22 protein-coding genes and 1 tRNA gene are annotated in these 23,941 nt (G+C 70.5%); 9 read left to right on the forward strand and 14 right to left on the reverse strand.

Translation table 11 applies throughout. From position 1 onward, the window contains the following. The first annotated feature begins 24 nt into the window (after positions 1-24). Together H9X71_RS14320 and H9X71_RS14325 are read left to right on the forward strand one after the other, a co-directional pair. Complete coding sequence (locus H9X71_RS14320) at positions 25-2,100, forward strand: MMPL family transporter (protein ID WP_191147675.1); 2,076 nt, start codon at positions 25-27, stop codon at positions 2,098-2,100. After that, positions 2,097-2,603 carry a DIP1984 family protein gene (locus H9X71_RS14325; protein ID WP_191147676.1) on the forward strand — a complete coding sequence of 169 codons (507 nt, stop codon included), beginning with the start codon at positions 2,097-2,099 and terminating at the stop codon, positions 2,601-2,603. The genes H9X71_RS14320 and H9X71_RS14325 overlap by 4 nt, the downstream gene beginning before the upstream one ends. 257 nt (positions 2,604-2,860) lie before the next feature. Here the strand turns inward: H9X71_RS14325 and H9X71_RS14330 are convergent, their stop codons facing one another. Then, complete coding sequence (locus H9X71_RS14330) at positions 2,861-3,829, reverse strand: GlxA family transcriptional regulator (RefSeq protein ID WP_244961663.1); 969 nt, start codon at positions 3,827-3,829, stop codon at positions 2,861-2,863. Positions 3,830-3,943: 114 nt separating this feature from the next. On the opposite strand from H9X71_RS14330, the gene H9X71_RS14335 reads away from it, so the two are divergent. Continuing rightward, a complete protein-coding gene (locus H9X71_RS14335; protein ID WP_191147677.1) occupies positions 3,944-4,579 on the forward strand; it encodes an isochorismatase family protein in 636 nt (211 codons plus the stop codon). A 30-nt stretch (positions 4,580-4,609) separates the two neighbouring features. On the opposite strand, the gene H9X71_RS14340 is transcribed toward H9X71_RS14335, so the two are convergent. From H9X71_RS14340 to ald, 3 genes are all read right to left on the reverse strand, one after another. Beyond that, on the reverse strand, positions 4,610-5,347 hold the full coding sequence (locus tag H9X71_RS14340; RefSeq protein ID WP_191147678.1) for a DUF4190 domain-containing protein: 738 nt from the start codon (positions 5,345-5,347) through the stop codon (positions 4,610-4,612). A gap of 76 nt (positions 5,348-5,423) precedes the next feature. After that, the gene (locus tag H9X71_RS14345; protein WP_191147679.1) at positions 5,424-6,119 is read right to left on the reverse strand and encodes a DUF4190 domain-containing protein; all 696 of its coding nucleotides are present in this window, start codon (positions 6,117-6,119) and stop codon (positions 5,424-5,426) included. 76 nt (positions 6,120-6,195) lie between these two features. Beyond that, complete coding sequence (gene ald, locus H9X71_RS14350; protein ID WP_191147680.1) at positions 6,196-7,311, reverse strand: alanine dehydrogenase; 1,116 nt, start codon at positions 7,309-7,311, stop codon at positions 6,196-6,198. Between the two features lie 164 nt (positions 7,312-7,475). Here ald and H9X71_RS14355 point away from each other — a divergent pair, with 164 nt between their 5' ends. Beyond that, positions 7,476-7,970, forward strand: a complete 495-nt coding sequence (locus H9X71_RS14355; protein ID WP_191147681.1) for an Lrp/AsnC family transcriptional regulator — start codon at positions 7,476-7,478, stop codon at positions 7,968-7,970. A gap of 1,729 nt (positions 7,971-9,699) precedes the next feature. On the opposite strand, the gene dcd is transcribed toward H9X71_RS14355, so the two are convergent. After that, entirely contained in the window at positions 9,700-10,305 is a 606-nt protein-coding gene (gene dcd, locus H9X71_RS14360; protein ID WP_191147682.1) for a dCTP deaminase, read from the reverse strand. A gap of 81 nt (positions 10,306-10,386) precedes the next feature. On the opposite strand from dcd, the gene H9X71_RS14365 reads away from it, so the two are divergent. Next, positions 10,387-10,460, forward strand: a tRNA-Gly gene (locus tag H9X71_RS14365). 569 nt (positions 10,461-11,029) lie between these two features. Here H9X71_RS14365 and H9X71_RS14370 read toward each other — a convergent pair. Together H9X71_RS14370 and H9X71_RS14375 are read right to left on the reverse strand one after the other, a co-directional pair. After that, complete coding sequence (locus H9X71_RS14370; RefSeq protein WP_213003952.1) at positions 11,030-12,463, reverse strand: hypothetical protein; 1,434 nt, start codon at positions 12,461-12,463, stop codon at positions 11,030-11,032. A gap of 335 nt (positions 12,464-12,798) precedes the next feature. After that, positions 12,799-13,542 (reverse strand): FadR/GntR family transcriptional regulator, encoded by a 744-nt coding sequence (locus H9X71_RS14375; protein ID WP_191147683.1) that lies wholly within the window; start codon positions 13,540-13,542, stop codon positions 12,799-12,801. A 152-nt stretch (positions 13,543-13,694) separates the two neighbouring features. On the opposite strand from H9X71_RS14375, the gene H9X71_RS14380 reads away from it, so the two are divergent. The 3 genes from H9X71_RS14380 to H9X71_RS14390 all read left to right on the forward strand — a co-directional run bounded on the left by H9X71_RS14380 (position 13,695) and on the right by H9X71_RS14390 (position 15,980). Next, a complete protein-coding gene (locus tag H9X71_RS14380) occupies positions 13,695-14,213 on the forward strand; it encodes a gluconokinase (RefSeq protein WP_191147684.1) in 519 nt (172 codons plus the stop codon). Positions 14,214-14,317: 104 nt separating this feature from the next. Then, positions 14,318-15,718, forward strand: a complete 1,401-nt coding sequence (locus tag H9X71_RS14385) for a GntP family permease (RefSeq protein ID WP_191147685.1) — start codon at positions 14,318-14,320, stop codon at positions 15,716-15,718. Positions 15,719-15,803: 85 nt separating this feature from the next. Then, on the forward strand, positions 15,804-15,980 hold the full coding sequence (locus H9X71_RS14390; RefSeq protein WP_191147686.1) for a hypothetical protein: 177 nt from the start codon (positions 15,804-15,806) through the stop codon (positions 15,978-15,980). On the opposite strand, the gene H9X71_RS14395 is transcribed toward H9X71_RS14390, so the two are convergent. The 4 genes from H9X71_RS14395 to H9X71_RS14410 form a co-directional block, all read right to left on the reverse strand. Continuing rightward, positions 15,977-16,789: a DNA-formamidopyrimidine glycosylase family protein gene (locus tag H9X71_RS14395; protein ID WP_191147687.1), complete on the reverse strand. Its 813-nt coding sequence runs from the start codon at positions 16,787-16,789 to the stop codon at positions 15,977-15,979. The two genes, H9X71_RS14390 and H9X71_RS14395, sit on opposite strands and share 4 nt — an antisense overlap. Positions 16,790-16,841: 52 nt before the next feature. After that, positions 16,842-17,918 (reverse strand): hypothetical protein, encoded by a 1,077-nt coding sequence (locus H9X71_RS14400; RefSeq protein WP_191147688.1) that lies wholly within the window; start codon positions 17,916-17,918, stop codon positions 16,842-16,844. Then, positions 17,915-18,994: a hypothetical protein gene (locus tag H9X71_RS14405; protein WP_191147689.1), complete on the reverse strand. Its 1,080-nt coding sequence runs from the start codon at positions 18,992-18,994 to the stop codon at positions 17,915-17,917. Before H9X71_RS14405 ends, H9X71_RS14400 begins: the two co-directional genes overlap by 4 nt. A gap of 76 nt (positions 18,995-19,070) precedes the next feature. After that, complete coding sequence (locus H9X71_RS14410; RefSeq protein ID WP_191147690.1) at positions 19,071-19,754, reverse strand: hypothetical protein; 684 nt, start codon at positions 19,752-19,754, stop codon at positions 19,071-19,073. Between the two features lie 230 nt (positions 19,755-19,984). Between H9X71_RS14410 and H9X71_RS14415 the strand changes: the two genes are divergently transcribed. Continuing rightward, a complete protein-coding gene (locus tag H9X71_RS14415) occupies positions 19,985-20,746 on the forward strand; it encodes an SDR family oxidoreductase (protein ID WP_191147691.1) in 762 nt (253 codons plus the stop codon). Between the two features lie 25 nt (positions 20,747-20,771). Here H9X71_RS14415 and H9X71_RS14420 read toward each other — a convergent pair whose 3' ends face one another. The 3 genes from H9X71_RS14420 to H9X71_RS14430 form a co-directional block, all read right to left on the reverse strand. After that, positions 20,772-21,749 carry a LacI family DNA-binding transcriptional regulator gene (locus H9X71_RS14420; protein ID WP_191149211.1) on the reverse strand — a complete coding sequence of 326 codons (978 nt, stop codon included), beginning with the start codon at positions 21,747-21,749 and terminating at the stop codon, positions 20,772-20,774. Between the two features lie 87 nt (positions 21,750-21,836). Next, complete coding sequence (locus H9X71_RS14425) at positions 21,837-22,748, reverse strand: carbohydrate ABC transporter permease (protein ID WP_191147692.1); 912 nt, start codon at positions 22,746-22,748, stop codon at positions 21,837-21,839. After that, positions 22,745-23,878: a carbohydrate ABC transporter permease gene (locus tag H9X71_RS14430; protein WP_191147693.1), complete on the reverse strand. Its 1,134-nt coding sequence runs from the start codon at positions 23,876-23,878 to the stop codon at positions 22,745-22,747. Before H9X71_RS14430 ends, H9X71_RS14425 begins: the two co-directional genes overlap by 4 nt. Between the last annotated feature and the right edge of the window lie 63 nt (positions 23,879-23,941).

A 23,941-nucleotide genomic window follows, 5' to 3' on the forward strand; every position in this document is an offset into this window, starting at 1 on the left:
GATCACCGCACCCCTGGAGGACCCGTGAGATCCATCGCCCGCTTCGTCAGCGCCCGCCGCACCGCCTGGATGGCGCTCGTCATCGCGGCGGCCGCCGTGGCCGCCCTGTTCGCCTTCCTGCCGAAGGGCGAGGCCGACGCCTTCCCGCCCTCCGGCCTGCCCGAGTCGAGCCAGGCGCGGCAGGTGAGCGAGCTGCTCGAGCGGTTCCCGAGCGCGGACACCACGGTCGGGATCCTCGTCTTCAGCCGGGACGGCGCCGCCCTCACCGAGGCCGACACCGCCGCGATCGCGCAGCGCGCCGAGGCCCTGGCCGCCGGATCGATCGCCCCGCAGGCCGTCGTGCCGCAGGCCAGCGACGACGGCCGCGCGGCGCTCGTCGCGGTGCCGCTCGACGCGTCCGCGGTCGCCGACGACGTCGCCGGGACCGCCGAGGCCCTCCGCACCACGGCATCGGACGGCCTCCCGGACGGGCTGGTCGCGCAGCTCACCGGCCCCGTCGGCTTCCAGGCCGACATCTCGGACGCCTTCGCGGGCGCCGACCTCCGCCTCCTGCTCGTGACCGTGCTCGTGGTCGCGGTGCTGCTCATCGTCACGTACCGGAGCCCCGTGCTCTGGATCGTGCCGCTCGTCGTGGTCGGCGCCGCCGACGGCCTGGCGCGCGTGGTCGTCACGGCCCTCGCGGATCCGCTCGGGATCACCATCGACGCGTCGATCGGCGGGATCCTCTCGGTGCTCGTCTTCGGCGCCGGGACGAACTACGCGCTGCTGCTCGTGGCGCGCTACCGCGAGGAGCTGACGCGCCAGGAGGACCGCCACGCCGCGATGCTCACGGCGGTGACGAGCGCGGGGCCCGCCATCGCGGCGAGCGGCGGCACGGTCGCGCTCAGCCTCATCACGCTGCTGCTCGCCGAGCTCTCCGGCAACCGCGCGCTCGGCTTCGCGTGCGCGATCGGCGTGCTGATCGCGATCGCCGCGGCCCTGCTCGTGCTGCCCGCCGCGCTCGTGGTCTGCGGGCGCGGCCTCTTCTGGCCGTTCATCCCGCGCGCCGGCACCGACGCCGACCACGGCGGGAAGCCGGGCGTCTGGCGCCGGCTCGGCCTCGGGGTCCGGCGCCGCCCGGCGGTCGTGGCCGTCGTCGCCCTCGCCGGCGTCGGCGTGCTCGCGCTCGGCCTCGTCGGCGCGCGCGTGGGCCTCTCGCAGACCGACCAGCTGCTCGGCGAGCCCGAGTCCGTCGCGGCCCAGGAGGTCGTCGACGCGTCGTTCTCCGCCGGGCTCACCGCGCAGACCGTGGTGCTCGCGCCGGATGCGGCGGCCGCCGACGCGGTCGCCACGGCCGAGTCCGTCCCCGGCGTCGCGGGCGCCCGCGCGGGCGAGTCCGCGGAGGGCCGCACCCGCATCGACGTCCAGCTCGACGCCGAGCCCGAGAGCGCCGCGGCCTTCGCCGCGGTGCAGGACCTCCGCGACGCCTACGCGGCCGCGCCCGGCGCCGAGTCCGAGACGCTCGTGGGCGGCAGCGACGCCACGGCCGCGGACACGGCCGCGTCGTCCGAGCGCGACCAGGGGCTGATCATCCCGATCATCCTGGCCATCGTGTTCGTGATCCTCGGCCTGCTCCTGCGCTCGCTCGTGGCGCCGGTGCTCCTCATCGCGAGCGTGCTGGCCACGTTCTTCGCGAGCCTCGGCGCCGCCAACGTGCTCTTCCAGCAGGTGCTCGGGTTCCCGGCGTTCGACGCGAACGTCGTGCTGTTCGCGTTCCTCTTCCTGGTGGCGCTGGGCGTCGACTACAACATCTTCCTCGTGACCCGGGCCCGCGAGGAGCGGCGCCTGCACGGCACGCGCGAGGGCATGGTGCGCGCGCTGGCGTCCACCGGCGGCGTGATCACGAGCGCGGGCATCCTGCTCGCCGCGGTCTTCGCGGTGCTCGGCGTGCTACCCGTGGTGGCGCTCACGCAGATCGGCGTCATCGTCTGCATCGGCGTGCTGCTCGACACGCTCGTGGTGCGCACGCTCCTCGTGCCGGCGCTCGTGTTCCTGCTGGGCGACCGGTTCTGGTGGCCGTCGCACCGCGGCGCGCGGCACCGTGCGACGGTGGACGCATGAGACTCGCCGAGGCGCTGATGGACCGGTCCGACCTGCAGAGGCGCGTCGAGTCGCTGCGGAGCAGGATCCAGGCGAGCGCCCGGTACCAGGAGGGCGAGGATCCCGCGGAGGACGCCGCCGCGCTGCTCGCCGAGGCGGACGCCGCGGTCGATCGGCTCGCGGAGCTGGTGACGCGGATCAACCTCACCAACACGGCCGCCGCGCTCGACGACGGCACGCCCCTCACCGCGGCGCTCGCCCGGCGGGACGCGCTGCGGACGCGGCACGGGATCCTCACCGGGGCGGCCGACGCCGCGTCCGGCCGCGCGGGTGGAGGCGCCGGCGGCTCCTACGCCCCGCGGCAGATGCGGAGCGAGCTGCGGCAGATCGCGGCGCTGCCCATCCGCGAGGTCCGCGACCGGGCCGACGACGTGGCGCGGCAGCTGCGGGAGCTCGACGCGCGGATCCAGCGCGCGAACTGGGAGGTCGAGCTGGTCGGGGAGGTCGACGCGACGGAGGACTAGGGGCGAGTCGGTAGTCGTCCGGAGCGGGCACACCCCGATGGATCAGCGGGCATCCTGATCCACCTGTGGCGCGGAGGGCAGCGCACCCGGCGAGAGCCGAGCACGAGTCAGCCCCGCACCTCGCACCGGGAACGGTGCACGGGTACAGCTCACCACCACGTGCCGGTCGGACGACGAGGGAGGGTTCGGGGACCTCGCCCCCTGGGGCCCGGCGCGTCGCGCGTCGGGCCCCTTTACGCGTGCCGCCGGATGCGGCCTCACGCGCGCGCGTCGAACCGCCGCCGGTAGCTCGACGGCGTCACCCCGAACGCGGCCGCGAACGCCTGCCGGAGCGTGACGGGGGTGCCGAAGCCGCAGTCCGCGGAGATCCGCTCGACGGGCAGGTCGGTGGTCTCGAGCAGCCGCCGGGCCTCGTCGAGCCGGCGGAAGCGCACCCAGGCGGCGGGGGTGGATCCGGTCGCGCGCCGGAACGCGCGCAGGAACGACCGCCGGCTCATGTGCGCCACCTCGGCGAGCCGGTCGACCCCGAGGTCCTCCCCGAGGTGCGCGAGGACGAACGCCGAGGCGACGGCGACCGGATCCCCCGCCTCGTCCGCCGCGACGGGCCGCTCGATGTACTGCGCCTGCCCGCCCTCGCGGTGCGGCGCGACGACGAGGCTGCGCGCGACGCGGTTGGCGGCCTCGGCGCCCAGCCGCGTGCGCACCATGTGCAGGCACGCGTCGAGCCCGGACGCGGTGCCCGCCGAGGTGAGCACGTCGCCGTGGTCGAGGTAGAGCGCGGATCCGTCGACGACGACCCCCGGGTGGCGGGCGGCGAGGCCGTCGACCGCGTTCCAATGCGTGGCGGCGCCGCGGCCGGCGAGGAGCCCGAGGTCGGCGACGGCGATCGCGCCGAGGCAGAGGCCCGCGACCGCGGCGCCGCGCGCGTGGGCCGCGACGACCGCCCGGCGGAAGGCGGGCCGGGGGTCCCGGCCGTCGTCGATCCACGACGGGATGACCACGACGTCCGCGTCGTCCGCCGCGCGCAGCCCCGCGACCCCGCCGAGCCGGTGGCCCTCCGCGGTGACGATGGACCCGGCGCGGTCCGAGAACAGCACCGTCTCCCAGTCGCCGAGCCCCTGCCGCCGCACCTCGTCGAAGACCATCTGCGGGACGGCCAGGTGGAACATCGTGACGCCGTCGAACGCGTAGACGGCGATCCGGACCCGATCTCCTGCATGTGGCACGGATCCATCGTAGGAGTGCCCGCGGGCCACGGGTGCCGGTCCACGGCAGCGGCGATGATCGGAGGACGGCGCCGCGTCCGGCGCCCGCTCGCGACCCGTTCCAGGAGATGCCCCATGACCGCACCCCGCCGCGCCCTCGTCCTCGTCGACGTCCAGCAGGAGTACTTCGGAGGCCCCCTCGAGATCAGTCACCCCGACCGCGACGACTCGGTGCGCGCCGTCGGCCGCGCGATCGACGCCGCCACCGCGGCCGGCATCCCCGTCGTCGTCGTGCAGCACACCGCCGGCGAGGGCGCGCCCGTCTTCGACCCGACGAGCGACGCCTACCGCCTGCACCCGGAGATCGAGTCGCGCCGCACGGATGCGTGGAAGGGCCTCGTGAAGTCGAAGGGCTCCGTCTTCGCGGGCACCGACCTCGCCGACTGGCTGCGCGCGGAGGGCCTCGACACGATCACCTTGGTCGGCTACATGACCAACAACTGCATCATCGCGTCGGCGGTGGAGGCCGAGGGCCTCGACGTCGCGGCCGAGGTGCTCTCCGACGCGACCGGCGCGATCGCCCTCGAGAACGCCGCCGGATCCGTCGACGCGGCCACCGTGCACGGCACGCTCATGACGCTGCTGCACTCCAACTTCGCCGCGGTCGCGACGACCGACGCGTGGATCGCGGCGCTCGGCGCGGGCGCGGCCCTGCCGAAGGACGACCTCGGCAGCTCGGCCGTCGCGGGCGCGGCGCGCTCCGCGGGCTGAAACCCGGGTCCGGCTGCTCCGCGAGCCCGCTCATCCCGCGCTGTGCCGGTAGTCGAGCATGTCGAACGCCGTGACCTGGCAGGACGCCGCCTCGTCGCGTCCCGAGGCGGTGTCCTCCGCCAGGATCCGGTCCGCCACCCGAAGCCGGCAGGAGACGGTGCCGCCCGTCTCGCCGAGCACGGCGGTGACGCTGAAGTAGTCGCCGGCGGAGTAGGCGGCGTCGGTGAGGTGGACGTCGTGCTCCTGGGTGAGAGGGAGGTCATCCGCCGGCTCGTCGCGGTACTCCTCGTTCAGCCCGCCCAGCCAGATCGTGCGCACCTGCGGCGCGCTGCCGGTCAGCTCGACGGTGAGCGTGACCGGGTAGACGACCTCGGGGGTGCGGGGTGTGGTCGGCACCGGGCTGGACGCGGTGTCCGGGGACGACGGCGGGTACGTGTCGAGCACCAGGCCGACCAGGGTCGTGATCGCGATCGCCCACGCCGCGAGCGCCACGGCGTTGAGCGCCAGCCCGGTGATCGCGAGCGGGCGGGAGTTCCGCCGCCGCTTGCGGGTGAGCGCGAGGATCCCGAACACCGCGCCCACCACCGCGAGGAGCCCGGTGACGAGATCGAGCACCGGCACCAGCGCGCCGATGAGCGCCAGGACGGCGAGCACGATGGCGGTCCACGCGGCCTCGTCCCGTCCGCGCGCGGGAGCGACCGGCGGGGTGGGCGATGCCGCGGGACCCGGTGGGGGCGTCGCGGGGCCGTACGGGGTCGGCTCCGTCATGCGCGGGCTCGCGCCGGGGACGCGGATCCGACGCCGACGCCGACGCCACCACCCGGACGACGTACCCGCCGCCGCATCACTCGGCGGCGTCCCGCAGATCCTCGGCCGTCGCGCTGCAGGTGACCGTGGCGCCGTCGCCCTCGGCCCGCTGCTCGGTGACGATGTAGTCGCCCACGAGGATCCGGCACGTGATGTCGCCCTCCTCCCCGACCGTCGGGTCGATGCTCGCGACCGCGCTCACGGAGAACATCGCCATGTCGAAGGCCGTCGTGTCGGGCACGACGACCTCGCGGCTGAACGGGAGCGGCTGGTCGGACGCCTGCTCGGATCCCGCGGCGCCGCCCACGGAGGTGGTCCAGAGGACGCCTGCGGTGACCGTCCCGCCGGTCCCCTCCACCTCGTACGTGACGCGCGGCTCGTCCGCCGCCTCCGCCGACGACCGCGCCTCGGACTCCTGCACCGCGCCCGTGATGAGGGCGACGATGCCGGCCGTGTAGGCGATCGCGAGCACGATCGAGAGGATCGCCGCGATCACGCTCACGATGAGGCCGCCGAGCGCCATGCCCTTGGGCCGGTCGCGGAGCGCCAGCCCGATGATCCCGAGCACGACGCCCACGACCGCGAGGAACCCCGACACGTAGTTGAGGAACGGGATGACGGACCCGATGAGCGACAGCACGCCCAGGATGAGCGCGGCGAGGCCCACGCCGTTGAAGGTCTTCCGCTCGCGGGGTCCGCTGGTGTCGGGTTCGGGCGCGTAGCTGAAGGTCATGCCTCGACCCTGGCAGGGATCGGGACGCATCCGACCGCCAGCGGGTCACGATCCCGCGACGGCCGGCCGCGCGGTGCTACGCGAGCACCTCCGCGACCGGCGTCAGCGGCAGCCCCAGCGCCGCCGCCACGTGCGGCTCGGTCACGTGCCCGTCGTGCACGTTGAGACCGAGGGCGAGCGCCGGATCCTCCGCGAGGGCCCGCTTCCAGCCCTTCTCGGCGAGGGCGATCACGTACGGCAGCGTCGCGTTCGTGAGCGCGCGCGTCGAGGTCTCGGGTACCGCGCCCGGCATGTTGGCGACGCAGTAGTAGACGCTGTCGTGCACCGCGAAGGTCGGGTCGTCGTGGGTCGTGGGGCGCGATCCCTCGAAGCAGCCGCCCTGGTCGATCGCGATGTCGACGAGCACCGACCCCTTCTTCATGGTCGCGACCATCTCGTCGGTGACGAGCTTCGGGGCCTGGGCGCCGGGGATCAGCACGGAGCCGATGACGAGGTCGGCGTCCTTCAGCTGCGCCGCGATCTCGTAGGCGGACGAGACCCGCGTCTGCACCTGCCCGCCGAAGCGCACCTCGAGCTCGCGGAGCCGCGGGATGGAGAGGTCGATGACCGTCACGTCGGCGCCCATGCCGAGCGCGTTCGCCGCCGCGTGCTCGCCCGCGACGCCGCCGCCGATCACGACCACGCGCGCCTTCGGGGTGCCGGGCACGCCGCCGAGGAGGATGCCGCGCCCGCCCGCCGCGCGCATCAGGTGGTACGCGCCGACCTGGGTGGAGAGCCGGCCGGCGACCTCGCTCATCGGCTGGAGGAGCGGGAGCTGCCGGTTGGGGAGCTGCACCGTCTCGTAGGCGATGGCCGTGGTGCCGGAGGCGACGAGCGCGTCCGTGCACGGCCGTGACGCCGCGAGGTGCAGGTAGGTGAAGAGGGTCTGGCCGGCGCGCATGCGCGGGTACTCCTCGAGGATCGGCTCCTTGACCTTGAGCAGCAGGTCCGCCTGGCCCCACACCTCGTCGGCCGTGGCGACGATGGTCGCGCCCGCCTCGACGTAGTCGGCGTCGGTGATGCTGGATCCGAGCCCCGCCCCCGCCTGCACGAGCACCTCGTGGCCGCGGCGCACGAGCTCGTGCACGCCGGCGGGCGTGGCGGCGACCCGGTTCTCGTTGTTCTTGATCTCGGTGGGGATCCCGACCTTCATGCGCGCTCCGTCTCGTCTCCCCGCGAGGTGCGACCGGCGGCGGCGATGCGGGAGGGCGAGTCCCAATATGGCCATCGTGCGCCCCGAGCGGGCGACTTCCGTAGGATCTTCGCCGAAGGCCGCTCCTCCTGCGTGATCCTTCGCCCCGAGAGGACGGACGCCCGATGCCGACGAAGGAACTGCGGGCGCGCGAGCCGCTCGATGAGGTCGACCGCAAGCTCGTCGCGCTCCTCCGTGCGGACGCCCGCACCCCGAACAGCCGCCTCGCCGAGCAGGCGGGCATCGCGCCGTCGACGTGCGTCACCCGCGTGCGCGGCCTCGTGGAGCGCGGCGTGATCACCGGCTTCACCGCCACCATCGACGCCGATGCGGTGGGCGTGGGCCTGCAGGCGCTCATCAGCATCGCGATCCGCGCGGGCGCCCGCCACGAGATGGCCCGCTTCGCCAACGAGATGCGCGAGCTCGCCGACGTAGTGCAGCTCTTCTTCCTCGGCGGATCCGAGGACTTCATCGTCCACATCGCAGTCCGCGACAGCGACCACCTCCGCGACTTCGTGCTGGACCACCTCTCGGCGCACCCGGCCGTGGCGTCGACCCGCACGAGCGTGGTCTTCGACCACCACTACTCGGGGCCGGCTGTCGCGGATCCGGCTAGGTAGCCATCTAGCACGCTAGACAGATAGACGCCGCCCCATCGGCTTCAGAAGTGAGGTTCTTTGGCCTCGTAGATCTAGGCACCGCCGCCCCCTCAGTCCTAGGATCCTGTTTTGTCGCGTCGTGCTTCTGACTGGTATGGCCCGCACCCTTAGAACGAATCCGAGGGTGCGTTTACGTCCATAATGCCTCTGCCTGAGTCTTTTTCGACTTTCTAAGTGCCGAACAGGGCACCTAATCCTTTTCGAAGGCCAGGCGCTGGACTACGCCGCATTAACGGAAACACCTATATACAAACATCTTAGTACGACTGCGCATCACACGCTGGAACTACTACATACGCCATCATAAAATAAGCCACGGTGGAAACGGCATGAACGACGCAAAAGATTGCAATCCGGGCCCGGCGGATTCGCAGGCTCCCAAGATGCTTATGTCATCGGCTTATGTGTCCACTCTAAAGCAAGCGAGGAACGCAGATGCTCCCGAGAAGCGAATTACGCGAACCCGAGGCACGCAAGGAGGCACAATACTGGCTAAGGTCCTTTCCGGTAGCAAGCGGCATGGGGTTACTTGCATGCGTTGCTTGGGCAGTCTTCAATATTCCAAGCACAAATATACCGGCCATCGACGCGTCTAACCGGGTAGGTATCCAAGTGACAGTCTCAAAAGAAGTTGAACGCGTCGACGTCAACTTTTACGGCGAGTCGCTTGAGCCGGGATTCGATATATCTACATCTCCCGACGGAGTTGGCACGGCCAAAGTCTCAGTAGTATCGACGCGTCGAGACAATGGTTTCTTAGGATGCGGCACCGACGCCGACTACCTGGTACCAGGTGCTTATGTAGACAAGCCGTACTTAAACCTACAAGAGGTGACAGTAGCACTCGGTAAGTCATCCGTTGACTTAGGCCCCAATGCCGTATGTGCGTTCCAACCCCAGTCATTCACGGCCACGGAAGGGGCGCAAACATGGATCAGAACTCCATCCTTGACTGTCGGCGGGGAGTCGATGAACCCAAACCAGACAGCCACTGCATGTATCAGTCTCGTAACGACGGAGGGTCAACCTGAAAACACGACTACATCGACTGGCTCGTGTGTAGATGCAGCCGCCGACGAAACCGGTGTTGGGTCACAGCGGGCCCATACAGAGGGTGGCATAAGATTTTTGGAGTCCGTTCCCGAGCGGGCACGCCAATCGCAAAAGACGCTCTACTTCGGAGTCTCACTCGGCCTTGCCGGCGGCTTTCTATCCACAATCTTAGTCTGGCTGGACGCTCAACGTTCGCGAGTCGCGCCGACCACATCGTCGCAAAGAGGCGCGAGTGTAAATGCGCAGTCTGCAACGCGGCACGTTAGCCGCACGCGTAGGATTTATAGTCGCCCTGGTTTGCGTCGCTACACGCAAGTAGCCGCCGTTCCCGCTCGTCGGACAAAGTCACGATGGCCAGAACAGAAAGGTCGGCTTGCAAAGCTATTGCGCCGCCTACTTTCACTGGGAAACGCCGAAAAATGACGTCCGTAACTAAGGCTCTAGGGAGACCAATACGGGTTCACGGGGCCTGGGTCCAAAGCATCATTAGGATTAAGCGCAACGGCTGACGTGTCCACATTGGCAGACTCTCCTAGGTTTCGGCACCAGTGAGACAGAACATTGCTACCCCGAGTCGGTACCCCTCAAGCGGGTAAGCGGCTTATGTGGCCGGAAGGCGTTGTTTTACTGATCCCGGCTACTCCCCCGACTGCCCCGCGTCCGTCACCGTCACGTCGCTGTGCACGAAGTTGAGGTACGAGCGGGAGGCGGTCGGGCCGCGCTGGCCCTGGTAGCGGGAGGCGTACTCGCCAGACCCGTAGGGCTTCTCCGCGGGCGACGAGAGGCGGAAGAAGCACAGCTGGCCGATCTTCATCCCGGGCCAGAGCTTGATGGGCAGCGTGGCGACGTTCGACAGCTCGAGAGTGACGTGGCCGGAGAACCCGGGGTCGATGAAGCCGGCGGTGGAGTGCGTGAGGAGGCCGAGGCGGCCGAGCGAGCTCTTGCCCTCGAGGCGCGCCGCGACGTCGTCGGGCAGCGTGACCAGCTCGAACGTGGATCCGAGGACGAACTCGCCCGGGTGCAGGATGAACGGCTCCCCCGGCTTCGACTCGATGAGGCGCGTGAGCTCGGGCTGGTCCTCGGCGGGGTCGATGTAGGGGTACTTGTGGTTGTCGAACAGCCGGAAGAAGCGGTCGATGCGCACGTCGATGCTCGCGGGCTGCAGCATCCCGGGGTCGTACGGATCGAGGGCCACTCGTCCGGCGTCGAGCTCGGCGGTGATGTCACGGTCGGAGAGGAGCACGTCAGGAGCCTACCGGCGCTGGGTGGCGCCCGGCCGGAGTCTTGCTAGGCTGTGGTCTCGACCCGGTTCCTAGCCGGTCGCGCGAGTGTAGTTCAATGGTAGAACTTCAGCTTCCCAAGCTGATAGCGCGGGTTCGATTCCCGTCACTCGCTCCATTTATTTAGCAAGTCGTGCATATAGTTGCCGCTAAATTTAGCATTTACTTATGCTGGGGTGCTTTGCAATAGATTCTTCGAGCGCGACTGTATTAGTGTTGATATTTGAAATATATAATTGCGGCCCCTAGTCGTCCGACATTATGGAACCAGTTTCTGTAATCCAAACTCGCTTACCTTCGCTAATGCGAGTGGCTACGACGGACAGTTCGGGGTCAGAGATAGAGGCCCCATTGCCTACCGCGTTAACGGCTTCCAGCAAAGCTCTTCTGACTTCAGCGACAGGCCGTCCCGCATATTTGGATGAGACCGAAGCCAATGCCGCACCAAGACGCTTGATCTGCTCCGCTAGCTGACGCGGAAAGTCGGGATTCATGTGAAATGTCATAGCAAGAAGTCTATCGAGTTGCATGGACCCTTGGCAATCACCTTGATGCAAGAGACTCTTGCCGCTACTACGCCGGCAAGCGGCAGCACGCTTGCGGGCATCTAGCGTCGACGCTTGGCCACCCGGGTCCCTAGTACGCCAAAAATGCACCGGACGGAGGTCCGGGCAACCGCAGGCTAGTTCAGATGGCCGCCTCCGCTAGGCGCTTTACGCCGGAATCAAATCGCAATTGATCTGGCGTTCCAGAAAATTGACGAATAGCAGACATGAGGGCGCGATCGGTGTTGCTCGTCAGTTTCGGTTCAAGCAGATCTAGAAGCAGCGTCCATTGATTTCGGCCTACGTTACTATTGAGTAGCGACGCTATTGACGGCTCCAAAAAGAGCCGAAGGGCAATCCGCGCGTCCGATGTTGAAAATCTGGAAATCATCTTCTTATATGAAACGACGGCGGCAGCACTGACCCCGTAGCCATTACCCAAATAGCAATCAACAATGATGCGGACATATCGCTCGCGAACCTGCGCGGGCACGTCCCCTTGTTCACCGGCAAGATCAAGCACTCTCCGTGCGGGTGTGGGCTCATTGTAAAAATTGTCAGACCCGTGATGAGCACTACTCAAGAGATCGAGAGCATCACTCATATCTATGGCGCGCACCTCATTGGTCAGGTAAGCAGATCCGTTTACGAGGTCGATGAGCTCGCGCGCTGCGCTAGCGAAATCCGTCTCAGCACTCGCGCTTGCCCGACCGTGACGTAAGCCGAAGCTCTTTCGCGCCGCGTCATGGACAAATGGCCACAGACGCGGCCAGAGAAGACGAACGTTGTCGGCGACTGTAGGCGTTCGATCCGGAGCAGTGTAGAGACCGAACAGCCCATTTGCGAGCGTGTCAGCCCGGTCTAAGGGCAGCTGGTCGAAGAACGCTGCCGCGGAATCCACAGCGGGCTGATCAAGAACGTCTCTCTTTATATTTGCGAGTAGTCGGCCCGTATGGGCAGTCACATTATCCGTTGGGACATTAATGACTTCGCGAATGCACAGCTGCAAGAAAGTCACAAGCTCAAGGCCCGTAAGTTCGTTTTGGTTCGGATGGGCGGCACTCGCATGATTGCGCATGAATCGGATATTATCGAGACGCGCAAATCCTACGTCACTAAGCAGCCCAATGGTCATCGCGGCCCGTAGGAGACGTGCATCATCAATAGACGGTAGGTCCTCTTCGGCTTTGAGCGCCTTCCGCAGGTCAGAGTTCGTTCCCGCAGCAATGTCAAAAAAGTATGCGATGTCGAACCCGGTCACACGGGATCGCAACGCTGAAACCAGTTCATCCCATAGGTAGTTCAACGCAGCATCGAACAACCCCACGGTGGCTGCCGCCACCATTTTTGAGACGTAATGTGCGCGAGAGCGAATAAGGGGGTCAAGCTCTTCGAGGACGCTTCCGACATTACTTACCATCGCTGCACGCTCGCCGACAGGCACAAAAAGTCGCTCAGTCGGCAGGCCAAATTGCTCTAGCATGCCCCTGACGCCCTCTTCGAATCTAACGAGATCGGTAGCAGGCGTTCCAGTGTGGGCTACACGAGCGCTCTCGTCTGGATGATTGTCGGTCATTCCGCCAAACTACCGGGGTAACAACGGGACTGACTATAGACAACCCTGCCTATTGGGCCTCCTCTTACCCCCAGAGCAGGGCACGCAGGACGCTCCTCAGGCGTAACGACGTTGTGGGGCACAAGATCGACCCCACGCAACCGCGAAAGCCAAAATCGTCGTCGGCAGCACATCACGGAAATCCTCGAGGTACCTCCTTAACGCTACGCCCTCCGCTGTATCTCACACGTGTGTCATCGCCGGGGTGAGGTGAGAAACGTAATGAGCGGAAGCTGATGACGCACACGCGCCGACTTGGCGGGCACGCCAGATCGACGTGCCATACCTCGGAGCAGTCAGCGGATCGCGCTACTCACCTCCACCAGCAACGACGCCATCCCCGCCTCCGCCGTCGCCGCGTCGCCATCGCGGATCGCATGCGCCACCTGCTCGTGCGTGTCGAGCGCGTGCGGACGCGGGGTCCGCGGCATCAGCCCCTGGTGCGTCCGCCCACTCAGCACCTCCGTGATCACCTCGCGGAGCGCGCAGAACATGTCGATGCCGCTGGCCTCGAGGATCAGGTGGTGGAACTCGATGTCGGCCGCGAGGAACCTGACCAGCTCGCCCGCCTCACCGAGGCGGCGGAGATCCACCGCGAGCTCGGCGATGCGCGCGCGCTGGGCGGGGGTCGCGTTCTCGGCGGCGAGCGCCGCGGCGACCGGCTCCACCGCGCGGCGCAGCTGCGTCAGCGTGCGGAACTGATCCGCCCGGCCGGGGCCGGTGAGCCGCCAGCGGATGATGCGCGGGTCGTAGACGTTCCAGCGATCCGGGCCCTGCACCACGAGGCCCACGCGGCGCTTCGGCACGATGAGGGCCATCGCCTCCAGCACGCGCACGCAGTCGCGCACCACCGTGCGGGAGACGCAGAAGCGCTGTTGGAGGTCCTCGATGGTGAGGCGGGTGCCCTCGGCGAGCCGCCCGTCGACGATCTCGCGGCCGAGCTCCTCGATGATCCGCGTGGCCAGCACCGCGGCGGCGGGCACCGTGGCGGCGGGGACCGCGGCGGCGGGTGCCGAGGGTGGGACTGACCGCGTCGTCATGGACCTCTCCGGGTGCGCGTCGGCCGGCCGGCCGCCTCGATGAGCTTAGGTCGCCGTCTCCGGGTGAGAGCCGCGGCGCTCCCCAATGGTGTTACCTTTGGCCGGACGGCGGCCGACGACACGGCACCGCCCGCGTCGACGAAGGAGTCAGCATGGCCGCACGGCCCCGCCACGTCGTGGTGATGGGGATCTCCGGATCCGGCAAGACCACGATCGCCACCGCCCTCGCCGAGCGGCTCGGCTGGACCTTCGCCGAGGCGGATGAGTTCCACCCCGAGGCGAACATCGCGAAGATGTCCGCCGGCACGCCCCTCACCGACGACGACCGCTGGCCGTGGCTCGAGGCCATGCGCGACTGGATGGGCGGCGAGGCCCGCGCCGGCCGCAGCACCGTCGTCACCTGCTCCGCCCTCAAGCGCTCCTACCGCGACCTGCTCGACGGCGCCGACGGAGACGTGCGCTTCGTGCACCTCTCCGGCGACCCCGACCTGATCCGCGAGCGCATGAAGACGCGCAGCGGCCACTTCATGCCGGCCTCGCTGCTCCCGTCGCAGATCAGCACGCTCGAACCGCTCGACGACGGCGAGCGCGGCCTGACGCTCGAGAACACCGGCACGCCCGACGAGGTCACGACCCGCATCGTCGACGAGCTCGGCCTCGTCGCGAGCTAGCGCCGCGGCGCACCCCACCACCAGCCCGCACCACCACCGGACACCGCACACCGCACACCGCACACCGCACACCGCACACCGCACGGTTCATCAACGGAGAGAACATGACCATCGAAGACTGGACGCAGACCCTCACCGCGGGTCCGCTCCTCCTGATCGCCGCCGGCGCCATCGCCGTCCTGCTGTTCCTGATCATCGCGCTGCGCGTCCACGCGTTCGTGGCGCTGATCCTCGTGAGCCTCGCCACCGCGTTCGCCACCGGGATCCCGACCTCGCAGATCGTCACCGTGCTCGTCGGCAGCTTCGGCTCCACGCTCGGCACGGTCGCGCTGCTCGTCGGCCTCGGCGCGATGCTCGGCCGCCTGGTCGAGACCAGCGGCGGCGCGAAGACGCTGGCCGACACCCTGATCCGCCTGTTCGGCGAGAAGCGCGCGCCCTTCGCGCTGGGCGTCGCGTCGCTGATCTTCGGCTTCCCGATCTTCTTCGACGCCGGCCTCGTCGTGATGCTGCCCATCGTCTTCTCGGTGGCCCGTCGCCTCGGCGGCGGCGTGCTCCGCTACGGCCTTCCCGCGGCCGGCGCCTTCTCGGTGATGCACATCTTCGTGCCGCCGCACCCCGGCCCGGTCGCGGCCAGCGAGTTCTTCGGCGCGAACGTCGGCATCGTGATCATCGTCGGCCTCATCGCCGCGATCCCCACCTGGTACGTCACCGCCTACCTCTACGGGATCTGGATCGGCAAGAAGTTCGTGCTGCCGATCCCCTCTATCCTCGGCCAGGCCGACGAGCACGCAGAGTCGAACCCGCCCAAGTTCGGCACCGTCCTCGCCGTGCTGCTGCTCCCGCTGATCCTCATCTTCATGAACACCGGGCTCAACGCCGCCTGGACCGGCGGAATCCTCCCCGAAGGCACGAGCGACCAGTCCTGGTACCAGGTGCTCCGCACGATCGGCGAGACGCCCGTCGCGCTCCTCATCTCGCTGCTGTTCGCGGCGTTCGTGCTCGGCCGCCGCCGCGGGATCGACAAGACCGCCCTCGAGAAGACCCTCGAGTCGGCGCTCGGCCCGGTCTGCTCGGTGATCCTGATCACCGGCGCGGGCGGCATGTTCGGCGGCGTCCTCCGCACCAGCGGCATCGGCGACGCCCTCGCGGACGTGCTCGGCGACCTCGGCATCCCGATCATCCTCGCCGGCTTCCTCATCGCGGCGATCCTCCGCATCGCGCAGGGATCCGCGACCGTCGCGCTCACCACAGCCGCGGGCCTCGTCTCCCCGGCGATCCTCGCGGGCGACTACAACGCCTTCCAGGTCGCGGCGCTCGTCGTGGCGGTGGCCGGCGGATCCGTGGTCGCGAGCCACGTGAACGACTCCGGCTTCTGGCTCGTCGGCCGCTTCTTCGAGATGGACGTGAAGACGACCCTCAAGACCTGGACGGTGATGGAGACGGCGATCGGCGTGATGGGCTTCGCGATCGCGACGGCGGTGTTCGGGGTGGCGTCGCTGGCGTAGCGGCGCGCTCTCCGTCATCGATCCGTGGCCCGTCCCGCTCTCCGCGGGGCGGGCCTCCGTCGTCTCGTCGGGCTACGGTGCCTCCATGGACGACCTCCCCGAGACCGTGCCCGACCTCGCCCGCCGGATCGGCGTCGACCAGAAGCGGATGAGGGCGTGGCTGCGTCGGCAGGGCTGGCGCTCCCCCGGCGAGCATGGGACGCGCTGGGCGCTCGACTCGGAGCAGGTCCGCCAGGTGGTGGCGCACTTCTCCACGCGCTAGGGCGTGACGTCCGGCCGCGGTTGGCACCGCGGGCACCACCAGGCCCGTCGCGCGCGCTCGCTCGTGCTGCCCGGATCGTCGAGGCCGATCACCGTGGTCCCGCAGCGCAGGCACGGCCGGCCCGCGCGGCCGACCACCCAGTGCGTGCGGCCGCGCCGGGGATCGCCGGTCGTGATCTGGTACGCCGCCGGCACCGTCGCCGAGCGGCGGAGGGAGCGGGCGGCGAGGTCGACGAGGGGCGGCAGGTCGACGTCGGCGACGCGCGTGGCCGGGTGCACGCCCCGGAGGAAGCCGACCTCGTTGACCCACAGGTTGCCGAGGCCCGACATGGGGCGCTGGTCGAGGAGGGCCGCGCGGATGGCTTCGTCGGGGCGGGCGGCGAGGCGCGCGACGGCGAGCGCCGGATCCCAGTCGTCGCGCAGCGGGTCCGGCCCGAGGTGGCCGACGGCGGCGCGCTCGTCGCGGGTGGGGATCAGCTCGACCACCGGGAGGTCGATGCCCCAGAGGGTGCGGTCGTCGTCGAGGCGGAGGCGCACGCGCACCTGGTGCTGGATCCGCTCGGGCACGCGCTTGCCCGGGCCCGTGACCGTCCAGGAGCCCTGCATGCGCAGGTGCGTGTGGAGGGTGGTGCCGTCGTCGAGCCGCATGAGCAGGTGCTTGCCGTGGGTGTCGAACGAGGTGATCCGCCGCCCGCCGAGCCGCGCGCCCGCCCGCGCGCCGGACCGGAGCTCGCCGTCGGCGATGAGCGCGCCGCCGACCTGCGCGCGCAGCCGTGCCGCGAGGACGAAGACGGAGTCACCCTCGGGCATGGGTCGACGGTAGGCCGGACCACCGACAGGGGTCCGGGCGGGGCGTATCCGGTCAGACCGGCGCGTGCGCGCGCGGGAGGTCGCCGGCCGTGGCGGCATACCGCGACATGCGCCGGTGCTGCACGACCGCGAAGGGCACCGTGACGACGAGCAGGACGAGGCCGGCGAGGAAGAGGACGAGCATCCACCCGGCGGCGTCGCCGCGCAGGAGCGTGGGGAGGAGGATCGCGACCAGCAGCAGCGACTGGCCCAGCTGGAACGGCTGCAGCGTGCGGCTGAAGACGGCGAGGCGGGCGGCGCGCCACTCGAGCTCCGGCGCGAGCTCCTCGACCTTGCCCACGGCGCGCTGCGAGACCGCCTTCCGGTCCTCCGTCGACAGGCCCGCCGTGATCGAGGATCCCGACAGCTGCGCGCCGATGGAGACGAACAGGCACGTGAGCGCCGGCGCGAGCAGGGAGAACTGGATCACGAGGGCGACCGCGTCGACGGCGTCCTGCGGCTCGAACCGGTCGAGCAGCAGCGTCCCGCCGAGGCTGACCACGAGCGCGATCACGAACACCAGGCCGATGAGGCGCCACTTGCGGCGGGCGGTGTCCTCGGTCCAGTCGAGGTCGATCGAGAGGGTCGGCTCATCGGCGGCGAGGCGCGCGCCGAGCCGGCGCACCGCGGCAGCCTGCGCGCGGAGCACGAGGATCCAGCTGGCGGCGGCCGTGGCGACCGCGGCCACCGCGAACCCCAGCACCACGAGCGGCGAGACGCCGCCGACCAGCGACGCGACGGCGTGCACGACCACGGCGAGCGCGGTGATCCCGAGCCACACGATCACCCGCACCGGAGGCCGGCCCGTCCCGGCGGCGCGCTCGGGGTCCCGCCGCGACTGCAGCTCCAGCAGGCCGAGGCTCGGCGCGAACGCGAGCGCGAGCAGGCCCGCGGTCAGCTGCGGCAGGACCGCGGCCGCGTCCACGTCGGAGACGACGGCCGCCTGGTAGAGCCCGAAGCCGTAGAGCGTGCCGAGGCCGAGGATCAGCGCGACCAGGACGATCAGCAGGGCGATGCGGCTGCCGAGGCCGCCTGCCTGCGCTGCGTCGGTCGTCGGGGTGGATGCCGGGGCCGTGCCGCGCGCGCTCATCCCCCGACCGTATCGGCCGTCACGACCGCGCCCGACCGGGCGAGCTCGCGCGTGGAGGCGGCGTAGCGGCTGCGGCGCCGGTCGTCGATCACGATGTAGGGGACGAACGCGAGGAAGGCGACGCCGAGGACGATCGCGACGATGCCGAAGCCGCCGCCGAGGTCGACCCGGAGGAGGGTGACCACCGACACGACGACGATGAGCGCCGACGACGCCAGCTGGAAGCGCTGCGAGATGCGGGAGACCGCGGCGAGGCGCGCCGCCCGGTGCTCGAGCCGCGGCGCGAGCGGCTCGCCCTTGCCCGACGTCCGGCGCCCGACGCGCTTGCGCTCGGCCGCGCTCAGGTCGCGCAGGATCGACGCCGTCACGGCGTTCAGCGGGAGGACGACCACCGTGCTCGTGATCGCGGCGGCCGCGGCGGCCAGCTGCACGATCGCCGGCCACACCTCCGCGAGGCTGCCGCCGAGGTCCTCGAGGAACAGGAGCGCCACGACGGTGCCCGCGACCGCGCCGAGCAGGCCGGCCAGCACGATGGTCCGCACCTTGCGGCGGATCACCGCCGGCGTCCAGTCGAGGTCGGGCGTCGGGCCGACGCCGGACGCGCGCTCGTGCGCCTCCCGGGCCTCGGATCCGGCGCGCGTCCTCTGCCCGATCAGCCAGCTGGTGCCGCCCATCCCGATCAGCCCGGCGAGCATGCCGACCGGGATCCACGCCGGGACGCCGGAGAGCAGGGCGCCCGCCGCGGCCACCGCGGCGAAGGCGCCGGCGATGGAGATCCAGACGATCAGCGCGACGGGCCGCGGTCGCGGTCCCGCGGCCGGACCCGTCGCCCGGTGCACCTCGAGCTGGCCCAAGGAGAGCGCGAGGCTGAGGGCGAGGAGGCCCGCCGTCGTGTGCACGGCGATCAGGACGAACGCGGCATCTTCGACGCCGCCCGCGACGCTGCTCCAGAAGCCCGCGCCGAGGAGCACCGCGGTGCCCGAGGTGAGGAGCGCGAGGAGCAGGGCGAGCCCGCGGCGCCGCCGGGGTGGCAGCGGCGTGGAGGGGGTGACCGGGGCCGTGCCGTGTGTGCTCACCGATCGACGCTATCGGCCGCCGGTCGCGCCGACGACTCCCCAGGACGGGGCGGAGGCGCCCCTCCCCGCGCCCGGCTCACCCGCCGAGCGCGCCCTCCGCGCGACGCGCGTCTGTCGCCGGACCGCTCGACCAGGCCAGGTCCCGCGAGGCCCCGGCGTACCGCATCCGCCGACGCTGCTCCCAGGTGAGGAGCGGGATGAAGAGGACGAACAGGGCGGTCCCGGCCATGCCGAGCACCGCCCCGTCGAGGGCGGACCGCACGAGGAAGGGGAGCGCGGCGAGCCACATCAGGCCGATGACGCCCAGACCGAACGGGTGCGAGACGCGCGCGAACGCCGCGAAGCGCGCCGCCCGCCACTCGGCCTCGGGGTCGAGCGGTTCGCGCGCGCCGAGCATCCGGCGGCTGATGCGCCTGCGGTCCGCCGCGCTCAGGCCGTGCACCAGGGGCGCCGCGGCGATCTGCAGCTGGATCGAGATGACCCCGCACGCGATCGCGCCACCCGTGCACCCCGCCTGCACCACCAGCGCGAGGATCTCGGCGATCCCGCCCTCGAGGTGGTCGCGCAGCGGGAGGAGGAGCACGCCGGCCACGACGGCCGTCCCGAGGACGACGGCGACGATCACCGCGACGCGGCGGCGGACGTGCGCGGCGGTCCAGGCGAGGTCCGGCGCGAGGCGATCGCGGAGGGGGATCGACGGGCCCGCGGCGTGACGCGCGGCGTCGTCATGCGGGGCGGCGTCGTCGCGGAGGATGCTCACCCTGCGACGCTAGCGGCGCCGGCGGCCGGCACCGCAGCCCCAGGACGGGGCGCGCACCGGGACACGCGCCCCCTCCCCACGTGAACGTCCGCTGGATCCTCCCCGCTCCCCCGCGCGCCCGCCGCCGTCGCCCGCGGGACGGGCCACACTCGACCCACGCACCCGCGCCACACGCGCGGTACGCGCAACGATCCCGAACCCGCCAGCCGCGCACCGCGCGAAGGAGCACCATGAAGATCACCGGCCGCACCGTCCTCATCACCGGCAGCACCTCGGGCATCGGCCTCGGGCTCGCCGAGCGGTTCCACGCCGCGGGCAACCGCGTGGTCGTCGCGGGGCGCCGCGCCGAGCTGCTCGACGAGATCACCGCCCGGCACGACGGCATGGCCTCGGTCGTGCTCGACGTGGCCGACCCCGCCTCCATCACCGCGGCCCGCGACGAGCTCGCGCGCACCCACCCCGACCTCGACGTCGTGATCACCATGGCCGGCATCATGCAGCCCGAGGACCTCCGCGATCCCGCGCATCAGGCCACGGCCGAGGCCATCGTCACCACGAACCTCCTCGGCACCATCCGCACGATCGACGCGTTCCTGCCGGGCCTCCTCGCGAGCGACGAGGCGACCCTCATGACGGTCTCCTCCGGCCTCGCGTTCGTGCCGCTCCCCCTCACGCCCACCTACAACGCCACGAAGGCGGCCGTGCACTCGTACACGCAGAGCCTCCGCGAGCAGCTCGCCGGGTCGCCGGTCGAGGTCGTCGAGCTGGTGCCGCCCAAGGTGCAGACGGCCCTCATGCCCGGGCAGGCGGAGGCGGGCGACGCCATGCCGCTGGAGGACTTCCTCGACGAGGTGATGGGGATCCTGCAGGCCCGCCCCGAGGACGAGGAGATCCTCGTGCAGGACGTGCACGGCCTCCGCTTCGCCGAGCGCGACGGCCGGCACGACGAGATGCTCGCGCTCCTCAGCGGGCGCGTGCCCGCCGGGCGGTAGCCCGCCCGCGGCAGCCCGCCCGCCGCTACGTGCTCTGCCGCACCACCAGCGTCGTCGGCATGAGCGTGAGCGGATCCACGTCCTCCCCGCCCACGAGCCGCACCAGCACCTCCGCCATCCGGCGGCCGAACTCCTGGTTGGGCTGGCGCACGGTGGTGAGCGGCGGCACGGCCGACTTCGCGAAGTAGTCGTCGTCGAAGCCCACGACGGCGACGTCCTGCGGCACGCGCAGGCCGTGCTCGCGGAGCTCCGAGTAGACGCCGGCGGCCATCTGGTCGCTCGCCGCGAAGACCCCGTCGATGGGCTCGCCGCGCGCCAGCAGCGTGCGCATCGCGTCGGCGCCCGACGCGGGCGAGAAGTCGCCCACCGCGACGAGCGTGGGATCCAGCCCCGCCGCGGTCATCGCCTCGCGGAAGCCGCGCAGCCGGTCGATGCCCGCGGGCATGTCCTGCCGACCCGCCACCGCCGCGATGCGGGTGCGCCCGCGCTGGATGAGGTGCTCGGTCGCCGCCCGCGCCGCGCCCACGTTGTCGACGTCGACGGTGGGCGCCTCGCGGTCGTCCTGCCGGAGCGGCCTGCCGGCGAACACGACCGGCAGCCGGTCGCGCAGGCCGCTGAACGTGGCGTCGCCCGAGTGGTGCGAGACCACGAGCACCCCGTCGACGTTGCCGCCGAGCAGGAACCGCCGGGTCTTCTCCGCCTGCGCGGGCGAGGAGATGAGGAGCGTGAGCGTGTACTCGGTGGTCGCGAGGTACGTCATCGCGCCCTGGATGAGCGACGCGAAGAACGGATCCGCGAACACCCGCGCGGTCTGCTCCGGCATCACGAGCGCCAGCGCGTTGGTGCGGCGCCCGGCGAGCGAGCGGGCCGCGCGGTTCGGCACGTAGTTGAGCTGCGCGATGGCCGCGTTGACGGCGGTGACGACCTCGGGGGCGACGCGGTCGGATCCGTTCACCACCCGCGACACCGTGGCCCGGCTGACGCCCGCGAGCTTCCCGACCATCTCGAGGGTGGGCGAGCCCTGCTCGGCGTTGATGGCCACGGGCCCTCCAGTCTGCGATCCGGCTGGGTCGAGTGTAGGGCCGGGCCCCTACCCCTTCACCGCCCCGGCCATGATCCCGGATATCAGCTGCCGCCCCGCGAGCACGAACAGGACCAGCAGCGGCAGCGTCGCGAGCACGGCGCCGGCCAGCACGATCGAGTAGTCGACGTACCGCGCCGACTGCAGCTGGCTCAGCGCCACCTGCAGCGTCGGGTTCTGCGGCACCACGAGCAGCGGCCACAGGTAGTCGGTCCACGCCGTCATGAAGGTGAACAGGCCGAGGATCGCCATGGCCGGCCGTGCCGCCGGCACGCCCACGTGCCAGAACGTGCTGATCATGGAGGCGCCGTCCATGCGCGCCGCCTCGATGAGCTCGGTCGGGATCACGTCCACGAGGTACTGCCGCATGAAGAACACGCCGAACGCGGTCACGAGGGTCGGCACGATGACCGCGCCGAGCGTCCCGGTCCAACCGAACTGCTTCATGAGCATGAACAGCGGGATGATGCCGAGCTGCGTGGGCACCGCGAGCGTCGCGATGACGAACACCATGAGGCCCTCGCGCCCGCGGAACCGCAGCTTCGCGAACGCGTACCCGGCGAGCGTCGAGAACGTGATGACGGAGACGCTGATGACGACCGACACGATGACGCTGTTCATGAGCGCCAGCCAGAACGGGACCGTGTCGACGACCTCGCCGACGTTGATCCAGAACCGGCCGCCCGGCAGCAGCGACGGCCAGGTGTCGGTGAGGGCCGACTTGTCGCTCGACCCCATCACCACCGACCACCACAGCGGGTACGCGCCGCCGACGAAGACGGCGAGGATCAGCCCGTAGGCGAGGAAGCCGGGGCGTCGGTCGAGCCCGGTGCCGCCGCTCGGACGACGCCGGGGCGCGCGGCCCCCGTCGGACGCGGGCGGCTCGGCGACGGCGCGGGGCCGCGTGGCGGTGGCGGTCATGATGCGGACTCCTCATCGCGGGCGGCGGCCCGCTCCTCGGGAAGGACGGTCGGGGGTGCGGACGGCGCCGTGGTCGCGCCCGGCGACGGCGCCGCCGGCTGCGCGCGGAACCGGGCGAGCGCCCGGCGGGTGCGGCGCTCGGATCCCCGGGCCTCCGCGCCGGCGATGCGCCGCGAGAGCCAGAAGTTGAGCAGCCCGATGAGGACGATGAGGAGGAACAGGATCCACGCCACCGCGCTCGCCTTGCCGAAGTCCTGCCGGTTGAACGCGAGGTCCCACAGGTAGAGCACGGTCGTCTGGTACTGCCGCTGCGGGCCGCCGGGCGTCGAGCTCGCGGCGTTGAACAGCTTCGGCTCGGTGAAGATCTGCAGGCCGCCGATGGTGGCGGTGATGATCACGAAGATCAGGGTGGGCCGGATGCTCGGCACCGTGATGGAGAAGAACCGGCGCACCGCCCCCGCCCCGTCGAGCGCCGCCGACTCGTGCACGTCGCGCGGCACCGCCTGCATCGCCGCGAGCAGGATGAGCGCGTTGTACCCGGTCCAGCGCCAGTTCACCATCGTCGCGATGGCGAGGTGGGAGGGCAGCGTCTCCGTCTTCCACATGATCGGGTCGAGCCCGATCTCGGTGAGCACGTTGTTGACGAGCCCGTACTTCTCGCCGAACACGCTGCTGAAGATGATCGCGACCGCGACCGGCGTGACGATGTACGGGAGGATCACGCTCATCCGCCAGAACGTCTTCGCGCGCAGGTTCTGGTCGAGGATCGCCGCGATGGCCGCGGCCACCGCGAGCTGCGGGATCGTCGACAGCACGAAGATGCTGAAGGTGTTGGCGATGGAGTTCCAGAACAGCGGATCCGCGAGCTCGGCCGTGTAGTTCTCGAACCCGATCCAGTCGCCGGCGCCCGTGAGCAGGTTCCAGTCGTTGAGCGACACGACGAACGTGTACGCCAGCGGGAACAGCCCGACGAGCCCGAACAGGATGAAGAACGGCGCCACGTAGAGGTAGGGCGAGTACCGGAAGTCCCAGGTGGACAGCCGCTGGCGCCAGGTGGGCGGGTCGGCGCGCCGGGAGCGCTCGGCCGCCGGGGCTCGGGGTGGCGCCGGGGGGCGCAGCGTGGTCGTCATCGATCCTTCTCTCGCACGTCGGGGGAGGAGGTGCGGGCACCCGTGCGCCCGCACCTCCCGGGT

Source organism: Clavibacter zhangzhiyongii, from assembly GCF_014775655.1.
Classification (GTDB): Bacteria; Actinomycetota; Actinomycetes; order Actinomycetales; family Microbacteriaceae; genus Clavibacter; species Clavibacter zhangzhiyongii.

Bases quoted from the DNA above. Each gene is read 5' to 3' on its own strand.
- H9X71_RS14325 (WP_191147676.1), top strand. From the start codon at position 2,097: ATGAGACTCGCCGAGGCGCTGATGGACCGGTCCGACCTGCAGAGGCGC.
- H9X71_RS14335 (WP_191147677.1), top strand. From the start codon at position 3,944: ATGACCGCACCCCGCCGCGCCCTCGTCCTCGTCGACGTCCAGCAGGAG.
- H9X71_RS14340 (WP_191147678.1), bottom strand. From the start codon at position 5,347: ATGACGGAGCCGACCCCGTACGGCCCCGCGACGCCCCCACCGGGTCCC.
- H9X71_RS14345 (WP_191147679.1), bottom strand. From the start codon at position 6,119: ATGACCTTCAGCTACGCGCCCGAACCCGACACCAGCGGACCCCGCGAG.
- ald (WP_191147680.1), bottom strand. From the start codon at position 7,311: ATGAAGGTCGGGATCCCCACCGAGATCAAGAACAACGAGAACCGGGTC.
- H9X71_RS14355 (WP_191147681.1), top strand. From the start codon at position 7,476: ATGCCGACGAAGGAACTGCGGGCGCGCGAGCCGCTCGATGAGGTCGAC.
- H9X71_RS14370 (WP_213003952.1), bottom strand. From the start codon at position 12,463: ATGACCGACAATCATCCAGACGAGAGCGCTCGTGTAGCCCACACTGGA.
- H9X71_RS14375 (WP_191147683.1), bottom strand. From the start codon at position 13,542: ATGACGACGCGGTCAGTCCCACCCTCGGCACCCGCCGCCGCGGTCCCC.
- H9X71_RS14380 (WP_191147684.1), top strand. From the start codon at position 13,695: ATGGCCGCACGGCCCCGCCACGTCGTGGTGATGGGGATCTCCGGATCC.
- H9X71_RS14385 (WP_191147685.1), top strand. From the start codon at position 14,318: ATGACCATCGAAGACTGGACGCAGACCCTCACCGCGGGTCCGCTCCTC.
- H9X71_RS14390 (WP_191147686.1), top strand. From the start codon at position 15,804: ATGGACGACCTCCCCGAGACCGTGCCCGACCTCGCCCGCCGGATCGGC.
- H9X71_RS14395 (WP_191147687.1), bottom strand. From the start codon at position 16,789: ATGCCCGAGGGTGACTCCGTCTTCGTCCTCGCGGCACGGCTGCGCGCG.
- H9X71_RS14400 (WP_191147688.1), bottom strand. From the start codon at position 17,918: ATGAGCGCGCGCGGCACGGCCCCGGCATCCACCCCGACGACCGACGCA.
- H9X71_RS14415 (WP_191147691.1), top strand. From the start codon at position 19,985: ATGAAGATCACCGGCCGCACCGTCCTCATCACCGGCAGCACCTCGGGC.
- H9X71_RS14420 (WP_191149211.1), bottom strand. From the start codon at position 21,749: ATGGTCGGGAAGCTCGCGGGCGTCAGCCGGGCCACGGTGTCGCGGGTG.
- H9X71_RS14425 (WP_191147692.1), bottom strand. From the start codon at position 22,748: ATGACCGCCACCGCCACGCGGCCCCGCGCCGTCGCCGAGCCGCCCGCG.
- H9X71_RS14430 (WP_191147693.1), bottom strand. From the start codon at position 23,878: ATGACGACCACGCTGCGCCCCCCGGCGCCACCCCGAGCCCCGGCGGCC.